General features: G+C 47.9%; 12 protein-coding genes and 1 riboswitch. Of the genes, 11 read left to right on the top strand and 1 reads right to left on the bottom strand.

The window, feature by feature from the left end; all coding sequences use genetic code 11:
- Positions 1 to 806: 806 nt before the first annotated feature.
- Positions 807 to 2,549 carry an Rqc2 family fibronectin-binding protein gene (locus HMPREF9443_RS08395; RefSeq protein WP_009146165.1) on the bottom strand — a complete coding sequence of 581 codons (1,743 nt, stop codon included), beginning with the start codon at positions 2,547 to 2,549 and terminating at the stop codon, positions 807 to 809.
- Between the two features lie 279 nt (positions 2,550 to 2,828).
- Between HMPREF9443_RS08395 and HMPREF9443_RS08400 the strand changes: the two genes are divergently transcribed.
- From HMPREF9443_RS08400 to HMPREF9443_RS08450, 11 genes are all read left to right on the top strand, one after another.
- Positions 2,829 to 3,728 carry a YicC/YloC family endoribonuclease gene (locus HMPREF9443_RS08400; RefSeq protein ID WP_040565358.1) on the top strand — a complete coding sequence of 300 codons (900 nt, stop codon included), beginning with the start codon at positions 2,829 to 2,831 and terminating at the stop codon, positions 3,726 to 3,728.
- A 14-nt stretch (positions 3,729 to 3,742) separates the two neighbouring features.
- On the top strand, positions 3,743 to 4,009 hold the full coding sequence (gene remA / locus HMPREF9443_RS08405; protein WP_009146168.1) for an extracellular matrix/biofilm regulator RemA: 267 nt from the start codon (positions 3,743 to 3,745) through the stop codon (positions 4,007 to 4,009).
- A 7-nt stretch (positions 4,010 to 4,016) separates the two neighbouring features.
- Positions 4,017 to 4,652 carry a guanylate kinase gene (gmk, locus tag HMPREF9443_RS08410; RefSeq protein WP_009146169.1) on the top strand — a complete coding sequence of 212 codons (636 nt, stop codon included), beginning with the start codon at positions 4,017 to 4,019 and terminating at the stop codon, positions 4,650 to 4,652.
- 67 nt (positions 4,653 to 4,719) lie between these two features.
- On the top strand, positions 4,720 to 4,908 hold the full coding sequence (gene rpoZ, locus HMPREF9443_RS08415; protein WP_148495367.1) for a DNA-directed RNA polymerase subunit omega: 189 nt from the start codon (positions 4,720 to 4,722) through the stop codon (positions 4,906 to 4,908).
- An 18-nt stretch (positions 4,909 to 4,926) separates the two neighbouring features.
- Entirely contained in the window at positions 4,927 to 6,135 is a 1,209-nt protein-coding gene (gene coaBC, locus HMPREF9443_RS08420) for a bifunctional phosphopantothenoylcysteine decarboxylase/phosphopantothenate--cysteine ligase CoaBC (protein ID WP_009146171.1), read from the top strand.
- A 276-nt stretch (positions 6,136 to 6,411) separates the two neighbouring features.
- Positions 6,412 to 6,520, top strand: a riboswitch (SAM riboswitch).
- 102 nt (positions 6,521 to 6,622) lie between these two features.
- Positions 6,623 to 7,801: a methionine adenosyltransferase gene (gene metK / locus HMPREF9443_RS08425; RefSeq protein WP_009146173.1), complete on the top strand. Its 1,179-nt coding sequence runs from the start codon at positions 6,623 to 6,625 to the stop codon at positions 7,799 to 7,801.
- Positions 7,802 to 8,004: 203 nt separating this feature from the next.
- Positions 8,005 to 9,123, top strand: a complete 1,119-nt coding sequence (locus HMPREF9443_RS08430; RefSeq protein ID WP_187363717.1) for an efflux RND transporter periplasmic adaptor subunit — start codon at positions 8,005 to 8,007, stop codon at positions 9,121 to 9,123.
- A 2-nt stretch (positions 9,124 to 9,125) separates the two neighbouring features.
- Entirely contained in the window at positions 9,126 to 12,209 is a 3,084-nt protein-coding gene (locus HMPREF9443_RS08435) for an efflux RND transporter permease subunit (protein ID WP_009146175.1), read from the top strand.
- 2 nt (positions 12,210 to 12,211) lie between these two features.
- Positions 12,212 to 13,147: a ribonuclease HIII gene (rnhC, locus tag HMPREF9443_RS08440; protein WP_050787127.1), complete on the top strand. Its 936-nt coding sequence runs from the start codon at positions 12,212 to 12,214 to the stop codon at positions 13,145 to 13,147.
- Between the two features lie 5 nt (positions 13,148 to 13,152).
- Positions 13,153 to 14,001 (top strand): ChbG/HpnK family deacetylase, encoded by an 849-nt coding sequence (locus HMPREF9443_RS08445; protein WP_009146177.1) that lies wholly within the window; start codon positions 13,153 to 13,155, stop codon positions 13,999 to 14,001.
- A gap of 42 nt (positions 14,002 to 14,043) precedes the next feature.
- Positions 14,044 to 15,063 (top strand): lysylphosphatidylglycerol synthase transmembrane domain-containing protein, encoded by a 1,020-nt coding sequence (locus HMPREF9443_RS08450; RefSeq protein ID WP_009146178.1) that lies wholly within the window; start codon positions 14,044 to 14,046, stop codon positions 15,061 to 15,063.
- Positions 15,064 to 15,091 lie beyond the last annotated feature (28 nt).

Below are 15,091 nucleotides of genomic sequence, written 5' to 3' on the forward strand. Positions count from 1 at the left end.
ATGTGACATGTCTTTTTTCTTTTACCGTCAGCCATCTTATGACCAGCAGCGGGGCTGGCTGCCCAACCGCCACGTCTAAAGGAGCTATGCGACGAGCAAATGCGATTGTGGCGAGGCGTATCGACGAGCTGATGTAATCAGCTTGTCGATTGAGGATAGAATCTACTATTATGCAGTAAAGTCGGTAGCGGCAACTTCTTAATGAAGTATTGCTGCAAGGAGTATTTTTGGAGGGATAGATAGCCATGCTTGAAGGAGCGAAGCGACGCGCAAGCATGTGTCAGGCTTACTACCGTACTTCTTATATTCGCGCGAGATATATCGTTTCGGTCAGCAGCAATTTCTTAATGCAAATTTCGTGTGGAACCAGGACGAAGTGCCGCAAAACTCGCGCTATGCAAAGAGATTTTATTATAGTAGATAGCTTAGCGCTCATACAATGCAACACTTAGCGGTTCGTGTCAAACCAATCAGCTTCGCTCTTCGAGCTTGCTTCTTGGGACACTATCGCATGGCGCGCATGAGCCAATCAGCATCGCCCTGCGGACTCGCTTCTTGGATGAGCCCGCAGATGATTCCGGACACTCATTCGCTAAAATTGCTATTCCTTGCACGATATTACCTCTCGCTCGATTTACTTGCTTTCTTATCAATCAGCATTGTTCTGCAGATTTGCTTTGACAAAAAAGATTGATACAACTATCTACACTCAAAAAACTTCCCATAAACTTCAACGCGCCCCGCTTCATATTTCTATGAATCAGGGCGCGTTTTATATACAGACGGATGAAGTTCTGACTAAATCCTTACTTTAAATATTTTTGGATTAACTCCATATCAGGTGTTGTGTAATAAGTATTCTGGTTTGTAAAAACAACAAAGCCGGGTTTGCTGCCTGCAGGCTTCTTTACATAGCGTCTTTGTACGCAGTCGACCGGAACATTGCTGCCGTCGCGCGCTTTGCTGAAATATGCTGCCAGCTGCACAGCAAGATTAATATCCTCCTGACGTGCTTCCGGCAGTGACGTTTTCAAAATAACGTGCGAGCCGGGGATATCTTTAGTATGGAACCATAAATCTTTAGGATTGCCCAAGGTAAAGGTAACATAATCGTTCTGCTTATTATTCTTACCGATATACAAATCTGCTTCAGGATTTAAACGGATATGCAGAGGCTGAGATTTTTGCAGTCCGGCATTTTTCTTCTTTTTATTCGTGTCCTTAAGCAAACCGCTGCCAAGCATTTCCTGATTAATCTCTTCAATTTCTTCCTTCGTTGTAGCGGTGAGCAGTGAAGCGTCCAGGCTTTCCAGATAAGCAAGCATTTCTTCCGTAGATTCCTGCTGGATACGTACTTCGGTTTGAGCGCGCTTGTACTTATTATAGCGCTTGTAATAGGCCTGTGCGTTTTCCGTAGGCGAAAGGATGGGGGAAAGGCTGACCGTAACCGGCTCGCCGTCATAAATATTGATCAGCTCGGCGCTTGTCTGGCCTTTTTTTATCTGGTAGATATTGGCCATGATAGTATCTGCCAGCATACGCTGTTCCTCGGCATTGGCTGCATGAGCTAAATCCTCTTGCAGGGCCTGTAGCTTTTTCTTGAGTTTGGCAGTTTCGCTGTTCACCAGCTTTTGCAGCTGTTCGTGACGCGGAAGCTGGATAGGCTTCAGGCTGACAGCAAAATTGAGCGCACTGTTGATATCGGTAAATTCTTTAACCTGCATGCCCTCCTGCACATTCTGCGGAGACAATACTAGCAAGGTTTTTACCTGATTAGTACGGCTGATGAGCGCATAGACAGGATGCTTGGCGGCCTGCATCTGCATATCTGCCTGCAGCTTGCCGATAACCTGCGCTAGGGACTGGCAGGTGGAGCTTTCCAGACGCACCTCCTGCGGCAGGATATCCGCAGCGGCTAAAAGCTCCAGTGTTGTCATTTTGCCGACACCGGTGGTAGCACTGATAAAGGCCTTGGCGAAGTTGGCTGCAGGCAGACTGTTGGCAGTCTGCACAATTTTTGCCGGGTCATCAGTCAAAAGGTTAAGACCTTCCTGCGGCGGGGGCGCAATATAGGCTTTGCCAGGAAGGATAGTGCGATAGCTGCTCTGGGCTGCGCTTACATGCTTCAAAGAGTCGATAATAACATCATCCTGCGTAAGAATGATATTGCTGTTTTTACCGGTAAGCTCAAAAATCAGCTTTTTGGTAATAATTTTACTGGAGGCACCTAAAAGATCTATTTCCAGTGTAATAATGCGGTCCAGGCCGCTTTGGCTGATTTTCGTGATACGTCCTTCTTCCAGATGCTTGCGCAGAAGCATACAGAAGGTGGGAGGAGTTTCCGGGTTTTCCGGCAGCTGCTGCGGCAGATAAAGCACACAGCTGCCGTTATGCATATCCGCCAACAGACTGCTTGTATCGCGTGTTCTGCGGACGAGCAGCAGCAGTGACTGCGGATTAGGCATATATACCTTATATATTTTGCTGCCCAGCAGTTCTTCATTTAATGTATCTGTAAGAAGCTTTAAAGTTAAGCCTTCAATGTTCATAGGGACTCCTTTCGGTGCAGGCTCGGCAAAGTTTTTTGAACCTGCGAGAATACAATGCAATTTATTAATTTATCATATTATACTCCATTACCTGCAACAAGTATAGCAAAACAAAAATGGGCCATTTCTTTATCTAAGCGACGAAAAACGAAGAAAAATGCTGAAATCATTAGAGAAATATGGTATAATAAATTTTCAAGATAAGATTGAAGCAAAAAATACTTATCTTTTAAGCTGAAATAATATCACCTTTGCTGGTGAGGATGAAGGAGGAAGCCTGTGTTAAAAAGTATGACCGGTTTCGGCCGTGGTTCCTACGAGGATGCAGATTTTTCTGTTAACATTGAAATGAAAACCGTGAACCACCGGTATAACGAGGTTGCTATCCGTTTACCGCGATTTTTGAATCCTTTGGAGGATAAAATCCGCAAAACTATTTTAAAAACCGTTAGCCGTGGACGTATTGATGTGTTTATTACTGCTGATTATAATGTCAGCGGCAACTGTACTCTGAAGGTTGATAAAAACCTTGCTGCTGCCTATCATAAGGCATTGCAGGAGGTAGGCGTTGCTATCGGAGCCGACGTTGCAGGCATTAACGCTGCTGCAGAAATTCTCTATTTATCAAAATGCCCTGACGTGATTAACGTTAAGGAAGGCTTTTTTGATGTAGAAAGCGTTTGGCCCAAGGTTGAGCAGGCTGTTGAGCAGGCTGTTGCTAATTTGGTAGCTATGCGTGAAACAGAGGGTGGCAATATCTACGGTGATTTTATTTACCGTGCAGATCTGATTGCCGAAAAGCTGGCACAGATTGAGGAGCGTTCTCCCTTAGTTGTGGAAGAATACCAGGCTAAGCTGCAGGAGCGTCTGACTAATCTTCTGGCTGACAATAATATCAAGGTTGAGCCGGAGCGCTTGCTGCAGGAGGTAGCAATTTTTGCTGACCGCACCAGCATTACGGAAGAAATAGTCCGCTTGAAGAGCCATATCAAGCAATTCAAGACTATCATTGCTTCCGACCAGCCGGTAGGACGCAAGCTGGACTTCCTTATTCAGGAATTCAACCGTGAAGCAAATACTATTGCTTCCAAAGCCAACGATTATACTATGGCGCAGATAGTCGTAGAAATTAAGGCGGAAATAGAAAAAATCCGTGAGCAGATTCAGAACATCGAATAAAACTGGAGGAAGTTATGGATATAAAGCTAGTTAATATCGGCTTTGGCAACATTGTTGCAGCCAACCGCATTATTTCTATTATCAGTCCGGAATCGGCACCGATTAAACGTATTATCCAGGAAGCCCGCGATAAGGGCATGCTTGTGGATGCAACCTACGGACGTCGTACTCGTGCTGTAGTTGTTGTGGACAGCGGTCACATCATCCTGTCTGCGGTACAGCCGGAAACTGTAGCCAACCGTCTGGTAGCACAAACTGCTGATTCTGAAGAAGAGGAGTAATTGGATCATGAGCAACGATATTGATAATGTTACTCCTAAGGGAGTACTTCTTGTAGTATCCGGTCCGTCGGGAGCAGGCAAAGGAACTATTTGCCAGATGCTGAGAGACCAGCTGCCGGATTTAGGTTATTCTATTTCTGTTACTACACGCGCACCGCGCACGGGTGAGGTTGACGGAGAAAGCTATTTCTTCAAAACAATTCCCGATGTTAAGCAGATGATTGAAAAGGGCGAGCTGCTGGAATATGCCGAAGTATACGGCAATTATTACGGCACACCGCGCAAATACGTGGAAGAGCAGTTGGAATCCGGCCGTGACGTACTGTTGGAGATTGATATTCAGGGCGCTTTGCAGATTAAAAAGCGCTTCCCTGAAGGCGTATTTGTTTTCATCGTACCGCCTTCCTTAGATGAGCTTTCCGCACGTATTTATAAACGTGGTACAGACAGCGAGGATGTTATTAAGCGCCGTATGGCTTCCGCAGCCAGCGAGCTGACCTACGCAGCGGAATATGACTATATCATCGTTAATGATATTGCGGAAAAGGCAGCGCAAAAGGTACTTACAATTATGGAGGCTGAGCGTTACCGCGTAGCCAGAACATATTTTATTGTTGATAAGATTTGTAAAGCTAAAAAATAAATTTACATTATGCAGCAGTCTGCTGTGTGAACCATGAAATACTTAAAGGAGTGATTCTATAATGTCTATGGTAGATCCGTCTATTGACTATTTGGCAGAAAAAGTAGATAGCAAATACACTTTGGTTATTTTGGCAGCAAAAAGAGCACGCGAGCTCACTATTCCCGGTGTAAATTCCGCGGAAAAAGAGGTCAGCGCTGCGCTGAAGGAAATTGCTAACGATACTATTACCTACGAGCGTACTAAAAACGTATAACAGCGGGAGGGTAAAACCTTGTTAAAGGGCAAAAAAATTGTTTTGGGAGTAACCGGCGGTATTGCCGTTTATAAAGCTGTAGATCTTGTAAGCCGTCTGCGTAAGCAGGGCTGCGAGGTGCGTGTGGTCATGACCGAGCATGCGCAGCAGTTTGTTGCTCCGTTAACCTTCAAGGAAATCAGCGGTAATGCTGTTGCTACCAGCATGTGGAACAGCAACCAGGAATTTAATGTTGAGCATATTGCTTTGGCAAATTGGGCAGATGCTTTCTTAGTTGCGCCTGCTACCGCTAATATTCTGGCTAAAATGACATATGGCATTGCGGATGATCTGCTGAGCACTACGCTTTTGGCAGCTCAGGCACCGATAGTTGTCTGCCCCGCAATGAATACCGGTATGTATCTTAATGCTGCAACTCAGGAAAATATCGCTAAGCTGCAAAGCCGCGGTATTACTGTAATGCCGCCTGCTTCCGGACATCTTGCCTGCGGCACCAGCGGCCCTGGCCGTCTGCCTGAACCGCAGCAGATTGTGGAGTTCATGAGCAGCTTTTTTGCCGGCCGTGAGGGCGATCTGCGTGGCCTGAAGGTACTCGTTACCGCAGCAGGTACACGTGAACCGATTGACCCCGTTCGCTTTGTCGGCAACCGTTCCAGCGGCAAGATGGGCTATGCCGTAGCTCAGATGGCTGCCGAGCGCGGTGCAGAGGTATTGCTTATCAGCGGTCCATCTGCGCTTGCCGTACCGCCTAATGTGAAGGCTGTGCAGGTTGAATCGACCAATGAAATGCTGGAGGCCTGCCTGGCAGCCTACGATGCAGTTGATATCGTTATTAAGGCAGCGGCTGTTGCCGATTACCGTCCGCGTGATGTGGCAGACCAAAAGATTAAGAAGAAAACAGACGATGCTCTGACTGTAGTTATGGATAAAAATCCGGATATCCTCAAAACCTTGGGTGCGAAGAAAACGCATCAGGTATTGGTTGGCTTTGCTGCAGAAACGCAAAACCTGTTGGCTAACGCCCGCGAAAAGGTAGTCAAGAAGAATCTTGATATGATTGTAGCTAACGATGTTACGGCTGCCGGTGCCGGATTTAACTCCGATACCAATATCGTTAAGTTCCTTTACGCCAACGGCGATGTATGCGAGCTGGAGCAGATGCCGAAGGTTGATGTGGCGAACCGTATTTTGGACGAGGCGTTGCGTATTCGTAGAGAGCGCGCTTGATAGAGCGCGTATAAGACCGCATCTGCGTCATGACCGCTCCTCGACGTACTAGAAGTACGTCGTCGTCGCAATCATTTAGCATCTGCAGCCTTCTCCGCGTTCTTTGGAGTAGGGATTGCAAGGATACGTATGCATTATGAATCCCTGTATAATAGAATTAAATTCTATTTAGTATCGGCCATTACGGAAAAGGCGTTTTCACATATTTTTCGTAAAAAAAGTACTTGTCATTATCTTGATTTTGTTATATAATGGCATCTGTAACCAATTTAATACAACTCATCAAGAGCGATGGAGGGAATGGCCCTGTGAAGTCGCAGCAACCATTGCAGCGTGACAGCTGTAAAACGGTGCTAAGTCCTGCAGTTTATCTGTAAGATGAGAATGCTAAGAGTAATAATTTAAGGCGTTCTCATAATGAGAACGCCTTTTCTTATACCATCTAAACACTCTCAACAACGTTTTTTATTTATGAAAGGAGCTACCAATGAGAAAATTATTTACTTCCGAATCCGTTACCGAAGGTCATCCCGATAAAATAGCAGACCAAATTTCCGATGCTGTGCTTGATGCCATCCTGGCTCAAGATCCTAAAGGCCGTGTTGCTTGCGAAACTATCGTTACTACCGGTCAGGTTCACATTTTCGGCGAAATTTCTACCCAATGCTATGTTGATATCGCACACATTGCTCGCGAAACTATCAACAATATCGGTTACAACCGTGCAAAATTCGGTTTTGACGGCAACACCTGCGGTGTGCTGATTTCCATCGACGAGCAGTCCCCTGATATCGCTATGGGCGTTGACAAAGCGCTGGAAGCTAAGGAAGGCCAGGCTGCTGAGGAAGAAACCGGTGCCGGCGACCAAGGTATGATGTTCGGTTATGCAACCAACGAAACCGAAAGCTACATGCCGATGCCTGCATATCTGGCTAACAAGCTGGCTCTGCAGCTGACCAAGGTTCGTAAGGAAGGCGTGCTGCCTTACCTGCGTCCGGACGGCAAAACTCAGGTTACCGTTGAATATGACGACGGCAAACCTGTTCGTGTAGATACTATCGTTATTTCTTCCCAACATGCACCGGAAGTTTCCAACGAGCAGATTCGCAAAGATATTATCGAAAAGGTTATTGCACCGATTGTTCCCGCAGAAATGCTGGATGCGGAAACTAAATACTACATCAATCCGACCGGCCGTTTTGTTATCGGCGGTCCTCAGGGTGATGCTGGTCTGACCGGCCGTAAAATCATCGTTGACACCTATGGCGGTATGGCTCGTCATGGCGGCGGTGCTTTCAGCGGCAAGGACCCCTCTAAGGTTGACCGCAGTGCTGCTTATGCTGCACGTCACGTTGCTAAAAATATCGTTGCCGCAGGTTTGGCAGATAAATGCGAAATCCAGCTGGCATACGCTATCGGCGTAGCACATCCGGTTTCCGTTCTGGTTGAAACCTTCGGCACCGGCAAAATCAGCGAGGACAAGATTGTTGAGCTGGTTCGTAAAAACTTCTCCCTGAGCCCGACCGGCATTATCCGTGAGCTGGATTTGCTGCGTCCTATCTACAAGCAGACTGCTGCTTATGGTCATTTCGGACGTACCGATGTAGATCTGCCGTGGGAGCATACTGAAAAGGCTGCTGCACTGCGCGAGCAGGCAGGCCTGTAAGATTAATTTAAAACTGTCGAAAGCACGCTGCTTGCAGCGTGCTTTTTCTATGCCTGCCTGTGGCTTTGCTCTTGCTAACTTATCTTGATAAGGGGTATAATATTATTATCTATAACTATAATTACTCCGTAATAAACTAAGCTAAAATTAAACTTACCCCATTATAATTTACCCCCAAGGGAATGGTGCAGGGAGGAAAGAAAGTGAATTTACAGAATCGCAAGGTTAAGATAGCATTTGGCCTGATGCTGGCGGTATGCGTAATTATCGGCTACCGTATTTACAGCAATATTCAGGCTGATAAGGCGCGTGCTGCCAGACTGTCGCAGGTACGCAATGTGGCGGTCGTTACTGCTCACCCCATAAGGCAGACGATTGTTCCCAGTCTGAGCTTTTCCGGCAGTTTGGACCCGGAATGGCAGGCAGAGGTTGCCGCTAAGGTGGACGGACGCTTGGAAAAGGTTTATGTCCGTGAAGGTGACCGTGTGAGCCGTGGGCAGGTGTTGGCAATTTTGGAGCAGGCTGATACCGATGCCAATCTGTTGAGCGCCAAGGGCAGCTTTTTGGATGCACAGACAAGCTTGCACAAGGCGGAAACAGATTTGCAGCGCTATGAAAAGCTATATGCTACGGGTGCTGTTTCGCAGCAGGTGGTGGATGATTACCGCTTTGCGCGTGATAATGCTGCAGCTAAGCTGGAGGCTGCCAGAGGCAGTCTGCGGGCGATGGAGTCTAAGTCTGAGGGCACGGTGCTGACAGCGCCGGCTGATGGCATTATTTCTAAGCGTTATTATCAGGAGGGCTATTACGCAAAGGCAGGTACGCCTATTTTTGCCGTTGCTGATATCTCTATGCTGAAAACTACGATTCATATTCCCGAAGGACAGATTGCCGGTGTACATGTCGGCAATGAAGCAAGTATTACCCTGCCTGCTTATCCCGGTAAAAAGCTGATAGGCAAAATTACCCGCATCGCTCCGGTTGCGGATTTGCCGGCGCATACTTTTGCGGCAGAGGTGAGCGTGGATAACAGCGAAGGTCTTTTGGCCGGCGTCTATGCCAACGTTACGCTTACAGCTTCACCTAAAGCTGATGTGCTGACTATTCCGGTGCAGGCTATTGTGATGCGTGATGACCAGCAGACGGTATTTGTTGTTGATGATAAAGGCGTTGTACAGCGCCGTGTGCTGAATGTCGGCTATACGAATGATAAGCTTGCTGAAATAGTGAGCGGACTGGATGAAAAGGATACTATTGTTACCGAAGGACATAACAAGCTGCGTGAAGGCAGCAAGATAGATTTGAAAAAGGCTGGTAAATAACGATGATTGGAACATTTATCAAGCGGCCGGTATTTACCACCATGTTTATTTTGCTGTTGGTGGTGTTCGGTATCCGCTGCTATCCGGAAATCGGCGTTGATTTGAATCCTGATGTTGATTTGCCTATTGTCAGCGTGCGTGTTACTTATAGCGGTGCTTCGCCGCAGGAAATGGAAACGCTGGTTACCAAGCCGATTGAGAACCGCGTCAGTCAGGTTTCGGGTATCAAGACGCTGTCTTCAACTGTGCTGGAAGGCTACAGTGAAACAGTTCTGGAATTTAATATCGGTGTCGACCCGCAGGTGAAGGCCAGTGAGGTGCGTGAAAAGGTTGCCAGTGTGCGCAAGGCTCTGCCTGATGATATCGACGAGCCGGTAACGCAGACTGTTGACATCAACTCCCGCGCGATTGTGGCCTATACCTTTGCTTCGCCTTCGCGCAGCCGTGGTGAAATCCGCCGCATTGTGGAGGATAATATTAAGGATGAGCTGCAGATGGTGGAGGGTGTTTCCGAGGTTACTGTTGTCGGTGCCAGCCAGCGTGCTATCCGCATTGTGCTGAAGCCGGAAAAGCTGGCGGAATACGGTATTGCCTATCAGACAGTGCGCAGTAAGCTGAACGCCAATAACTATAATACTCCCGGCGGTAAGGCGAAAAATGACGCTATGGAAATCACTGTGCGTACCTTAGGCAAGTATAACAATATTAATGATATCAAGCAGGTGGTAGTTGCTAATCATACCGGCCGTCCTGTTTATATCAGTGAAATTGCCGATGTGCTTGATTCCTGGGAGGATGAGGATACCTTTGCCAGTGCTAACGGTGTTCCTTGCGTTATGACCTTTGTGCGCAAGCAGTCCAAAACCAATACTGTTGATGTTACCGATAATGTCAATGCCAAGATGGAGGAGCTGAAGCATAGCAATCTGCCGCCCGATATCATTGTTGATAAGGTGCGCGACCAGTCCAACTATATACGCGACAATATTGCGGATGTCTGGAATGCGATTCTTTTCGGCGGTTTTCTGGCGCTTTTGATAACATATTTATTCCTGCGCAATTTCCGTGCGACTATTATCGGCGGTCTGTGTATTCCTACCTCTATTATCGCCACCTTCTTTATGATGAAGGTTATGGGCTTTACATTGAATAATATGTCGCTGATGGCTTTGAGCCTGGCAGTCGGCATTTTGATTGATGATGCGATTGTAGTAATTGAAAATATTTTCCGCCATATTGAGATGGGACAGACGCCGTTTGTGGCAGCCAAGGAAGCGACGGAGGAGCTGACGCTGGCGATTTTGGCGACGTCCCTGAGCTTAATGGCTGTATTTGTGCCTATCGGCAATATGGGTGAAACCATCGGCCAGTTCTTCAAGCAGTTCGGTCTGACGGTTGCTTTTGCGGTAGCGTTCTCTACTATTGTAGCCTTTTCGCTTACGCCAATGGTTTCGGCGTACTGGATTAAGGCAGAAACCGAGGAGCAGAGCAGCAAGGAGCGCACGCATTTTGTGCAGAGGGCTCTCGATAAATTTGAAGCAGGCTTCCAGTCCGTGCGTGAAATGTATGACAGCTTAATGGCCTGGGCTTTAGAAAGACCTAAGAAGGTTGTTGCCGTAGGTATCATTTCGCTGTTGCTGAATTTGCTGCTGCTTCCGTTTGTGGGTACGGAATTCCAACCTACATATGATTCGGGTGAATTCAGCGTCAATGTTAAAGCGCCCATCGGCACCAGTTTGCAGAAAACTGTAGAGCTGGCCAAGCCGTTGCAGCAGGAGATTTCGCAGTTGCCGGAGGTCAAAATCGTGGCGCTTAATATCGGCAACGGCCGCAATCCTGTTAACCAGGGTTCTCTGGATATCCGCCTGAAGCCAAGCAATGAGCGTGAACGCAGCATGCAGCAGATAATGGATGATTTGCGCGGACGCTTCCAAAATGTTGAAGGCCTGAAGGTTACCGTTGTATCAAACCAGGGCGGTGGCCGTGGTGACAGCCGTCCGGTGCAGATTGGTCTGCGCGGCAGCAATATCAAGGAGCTGAAAAATTACGCTCAGCAGTTGGCAGATATGATACGCCGGACTGAGGGTGCGACCGACGTTGATATATCCGATTCGGAAGAGCAGCCGGAAATCGTGGTCAAACTGGACCACGCCAAGGCCAGTGAATTCGGTCTTGATGCTACGGAGGTTGGCAAGGTTATCGAAATGGCTATTATGGGCAAAAGCACCAGCAACAGCTATACCATCGGTGACAATGACTATGATATTATTTTGCAGCTGGAGCAAAGTCAGCGCACTAATATCAATGATGTTATGAACCTGCGCATTTCTTCTTCCGCAGGTCAGTTCATCCGCTTGGGGGATATCGCAGATGTGCGCTACGGCAGCGGTCCTACACGCATTGAGCGTGAGGATAAGCAGCGTCAGATCGTTGTTTATGCCAACACAGTAGGTATTTCGCCCGGTGATTTAATCGGCAAGGTGCGCGATGAATATATTCCTGAGCTGAATTTGCCGCCGGGATATAACTATAAGATGATTGGTCAGGCCGATAACATGGCACGCTCCTTTAAAGAGGTTTATAAGGCCGTTATTCTGGCCATAGTTGTAGTATACATGGTGCTGGCGGCGCAGTTCGAAAGCTTTTCGCAGCCGCTGATTATCATGGTATCATTGCCGTTTGCGATTATCGGCGCTATCCTGGGCCTGCTTGTTGCAGGACAGACGGCGAACATGATGAGCATGATTGGCTTTACCATGCTTCTGGGTCTTGTTACCAAAAATGCTATTTTGCTGATTGACTATGCCAACCAGGAGCGTGAAAAGGGCATGTCTATCCGTGAAGCAGTGCTCTTGGCCTGCTCGCTGCGTCTGCGTCCTATTCTTATGACAACATTGTCTACGATACTTGGTATGCTGCCGATTGCTCTCGGCATCGGCGAGGGTGCGGAGCTGCGCCAGTCTATGGGCGTGGTGCTGATAGGCGGCTTAACAACCTCCACCTTACTGACGTTGGTGGTTGTTCCGTTGATTTATCTGCTCTTTGAGGAGTGGAAGGCGAAAAACTATGTGCAAAGAGGAGAATAGGAGTGAAACAGTTGACACCGAAGGCCTTTGCCGATTATCTGGCAGAGGCTGCAGAAAAAATCCGTCAGGATGGTTTCAGTATTGTTAAGGATAATCCGATAAATTATGGCCAGCAGATTGCAGTACAGTTTTGTGAGGCTAAGGCATCCGTGAATATATATAACGGCAAAAAAGGACTGACGCATGTTTATAACGGTGACAGTGCCTTAAAGCAAAGATTAATGCTGGTGCTGGAGGGAGTGCAGAATGCGTCTGAGGAGCTGCAGCCTGCAGCCGCAGGAGCAACAGTAAGCAACGGCCTGTGGGCAGGCAGTGATGAATCCGGCAAGGGTGATTTCTTCGGCAGCCTGGTTGTGGCGGCCACAGTAGTGGACAACACAACGGCAGCTAAGCTGCAGGCTGCAGGCGTTAAGGACTGTAAGCTGCTGACTGATAAAAAAATCCTTGAGCTGGAGAATGTTATCAAGGCAACCGTTGTTGATTATAGTGTGCTGGAGCTGAAGCCGAAGATTTATAATCTGCGCTATGAGCAGGTAGCGGCTGCCGGAGGCAAGCTCAACCAGCTTTTAGGCTACGGACATGTGGCGGCGCTCAGTCAGGTGCTGGAGCGGCAAAAGGATTGCCACAGCGCTTTGATTGACCAGTTTACCCAGTCTACGGTAAATTTAAAGGCTTTGCAGCAGCGCTTCCCCGGCTGCAGCGTGCGCCAGCAGCCTAAGGCAGAAAGCAACCTGGCGGTTGCCGCTGCCTCGGTGCTGGCCCGCGCCCGCTTCTTGCGGACGATGGACGAGCTGGCGCAGCAGGCCGGCGTAGGCGATCTGCCGAAGGGCGGCGGCGAGCAGGCAACGGCATGTGCCCGCCGCTTAGCAGAAAAATATGGCAAAGATGCTTTGCGTGAATATGTAAAGCTGCACTTTGCCAATTACAAAAGAGTGTAGAGATTATGAAAAAACTAATTGTTAACGCAGATGATTTCGGTCTGCATCCTTTGATTAACGCAGGTATTATTAAGGGCTATCGGGAGGGCTTTATTACCAGCACCTCGTTGATGCCCAGTGCTCCCTGCTGGCAGGAGGCGGTGCAGCTGGCGCAGGAAAATCCTCAGCTCGGTATAGGTGTGCATCTGACGCTTGTCGGCAGCGTGGCACCTGTACTTCCTGCAGGCAAGGTCAGCAGCCTTTTGGATGAGCAGGGATTGTTTTTGGCGGATTACGTTGCCTTTGCCAAGCGCTTTTACAGCGGCAGCGTCAAGCGCAGCGAGCTGGAAGCGGAGCTACGCGCGCAAATCGAAAGGGCGTTGGAAGCTAAAATAAACATTACGCATATCGACAGCCATCAGCATACGCATGTGCTGCCGGGAATTAATGCACTTGTATTAAAGCTCTGTAATGAGTATAATATTATAAGGGTACGTATACCTAAGGAAGCCTATACCTTTACCGGAGGTTTTCATACAGGTATCGGCAGAATGATCGGTCGCAGCGGGCTCAGCTTTTGTGCTCAAATGGCGGCGCAGCGCGCTGACAGCCTTGGGCTAAAGCATCCGCAGCATTTCTTCGGCATGCTGGCAGGCGGTCATCTGAATGCGGAGCTTGTAGGCAATATCCTGCATCAGCTTCCGGATGGCGTCAGCGAACTGATGACGCATCCCGGTCTTGATTCTGCTGCCTTGGGAAAAATATTTCCCTGGCAATATCATTGGCAGGAGGAAATGCAGGCGTACCTTGACAGCGGCAATAAAAAGCTGCTGCAGCAGGAGCATATTCAGCCTGTTAATTTTACGGCCTGCTAAAGCTCTTGTACTAAAAAAATAAGCTCATTTGGAGTCTGCTAGATGAATAAAAAATTATTGTTCCGCTTAGGTCTGCTTTTTGGCTTTGTCCTGTTGATTTCGGCGGCGGTTATTTATTTTACATTTGATATACGGACCTTGGAATACCTGACGATGTTCGAGCCTCGCTGTATTCTGCTGGCTTTGTCATGTCTTGCGATAGGCTTGATTTTTGACGGCCTGCGCCTGATAACCCTGGCTTCGGTGACAGACGAGAAGCTGACCTTTCATCAGATAGTGAATGTAGTTCTGAGCAACTACTTTTTGGCGTTGGTAACGCCGGGTGCCAGCGGCGGCGCCATTGCTCAGGTTATGTTTATGCGTAAGGCCGGGGTGCCTGTCGCCAAATCTACGGTAGTAGTTTTGGTGCGCACCGTTATGTCCATTATCTTCCTTATTCTGCTGGTGCCGGTGGTGCTGCACAGCGATGCGGATATAGTAAAATGGATGCCTGCGTCTGTACTGACAATTCTTTCGGTGCTGTTTATATCACTGCCGATCATCGTAATTTCCTTGCTGCAAACACGTTATCCCGAGAAGGCGATTATGTGGTTTACCCGTAAGCTTTCATTTACTACGCAGCGCAATTGCTTTATCTGGTATAACGAGTTCAAGAACGCCGTTGTAGTTATGGGCAAGCATCCGAAGATGGTTTTCCGTGCGTTTATCGAATCCGGTGTGAGCCTGCTCTTTATTTATGCCACTGTGCCTGCTTATTTTACCGGTCTGAATATTGATTTTGACCTGGGGCAGGTTATGGGACGCATGGTACTGCTGAATTTAATACTGTATTTTTCGCCTACACCCGGTGGCAGCGGTGTAGCGGAGGCAGGCTTCTTGGTGCTGTTTTCCAATATTTTGCCTAACGGTGTTGAAGGCATCATGGCAGTTCTCTGGCGCTTTACGGCAGAATATCTGCCCTTTATGCTGGGAGCGGTAGTAACAATCAGAGCTTTTGGCAGCGATGTGCTGAATATGGCTTCGATTAAGAGCAAAACTACCGAGGGTAAGAAAAATGAGTAGTTGGTATATTAATTTTGAAGTTATGTTG

Source organism: Phascolarctobacterium succinatutens YIT 12067 (assembly GCF_000188175.1).
GTDB lineage: Bacteria > Bacillota > Negativicutes > Acidaminococcales > Acidaminococcaceae > Phascolarctobacterium_A > Phascolarctobacterium_A succinatutens.

Coding starts and splice junctions, on each gene's coding strand:
- HMPREF9443_RS08395 (WP_009146165.1), bottom strand. CDS start 2,549: ATGAACATTGAAGGCTTAACTTTAAAGCTTCTTACAGATACATTAAAT.
- remA (WP_009146168.1), top strand. CDS start 3,743: ATGGATATAAAGCTAGTTAATATCGGCTTTGGCAACATTGTTGCAGCC.
- gmk (WP_009146169.1), top strand. CDS start 4,017: ATGAGCAACGATATTGATAATGTTACTCCTAAGGGAGTACTTCTTGTA.
- rpoZ (WP_148495367.1), top strand. CDS start 4,720: ATGGTAGATCCGTCTATTGACTATTTGGCAGAAAAAGTAGATAGCAAA.
- metK (WP_009146173.1), top strand. CDS start 6,623: ATGAGAAAATTATTTACTTCCGAATCCGTTACCGAAGGTCATCCCGAT.
- HMPREF9443_RS08435 (WP_009146175.1), top strand. CDS start 9,126: ATGATTGGAACATTTATCAAGCGGCCGGTATTTACCACCATGTTTATT.
- HMPREF9443_RS08445 (WP_009146177.1), top strand. CDS start 13,153: ATGAAAAAACTAATTGTTAACGCAGATGATTTCGGTCTGCATCCTTTG.
- HMPREF9443_RS08450 (WP_009146178.1), top strand. CDS start 14,044: ATGAATAAAAAATTATTGTTCCGCTTAGGTCTGCTTTTTGGCTTTGTC.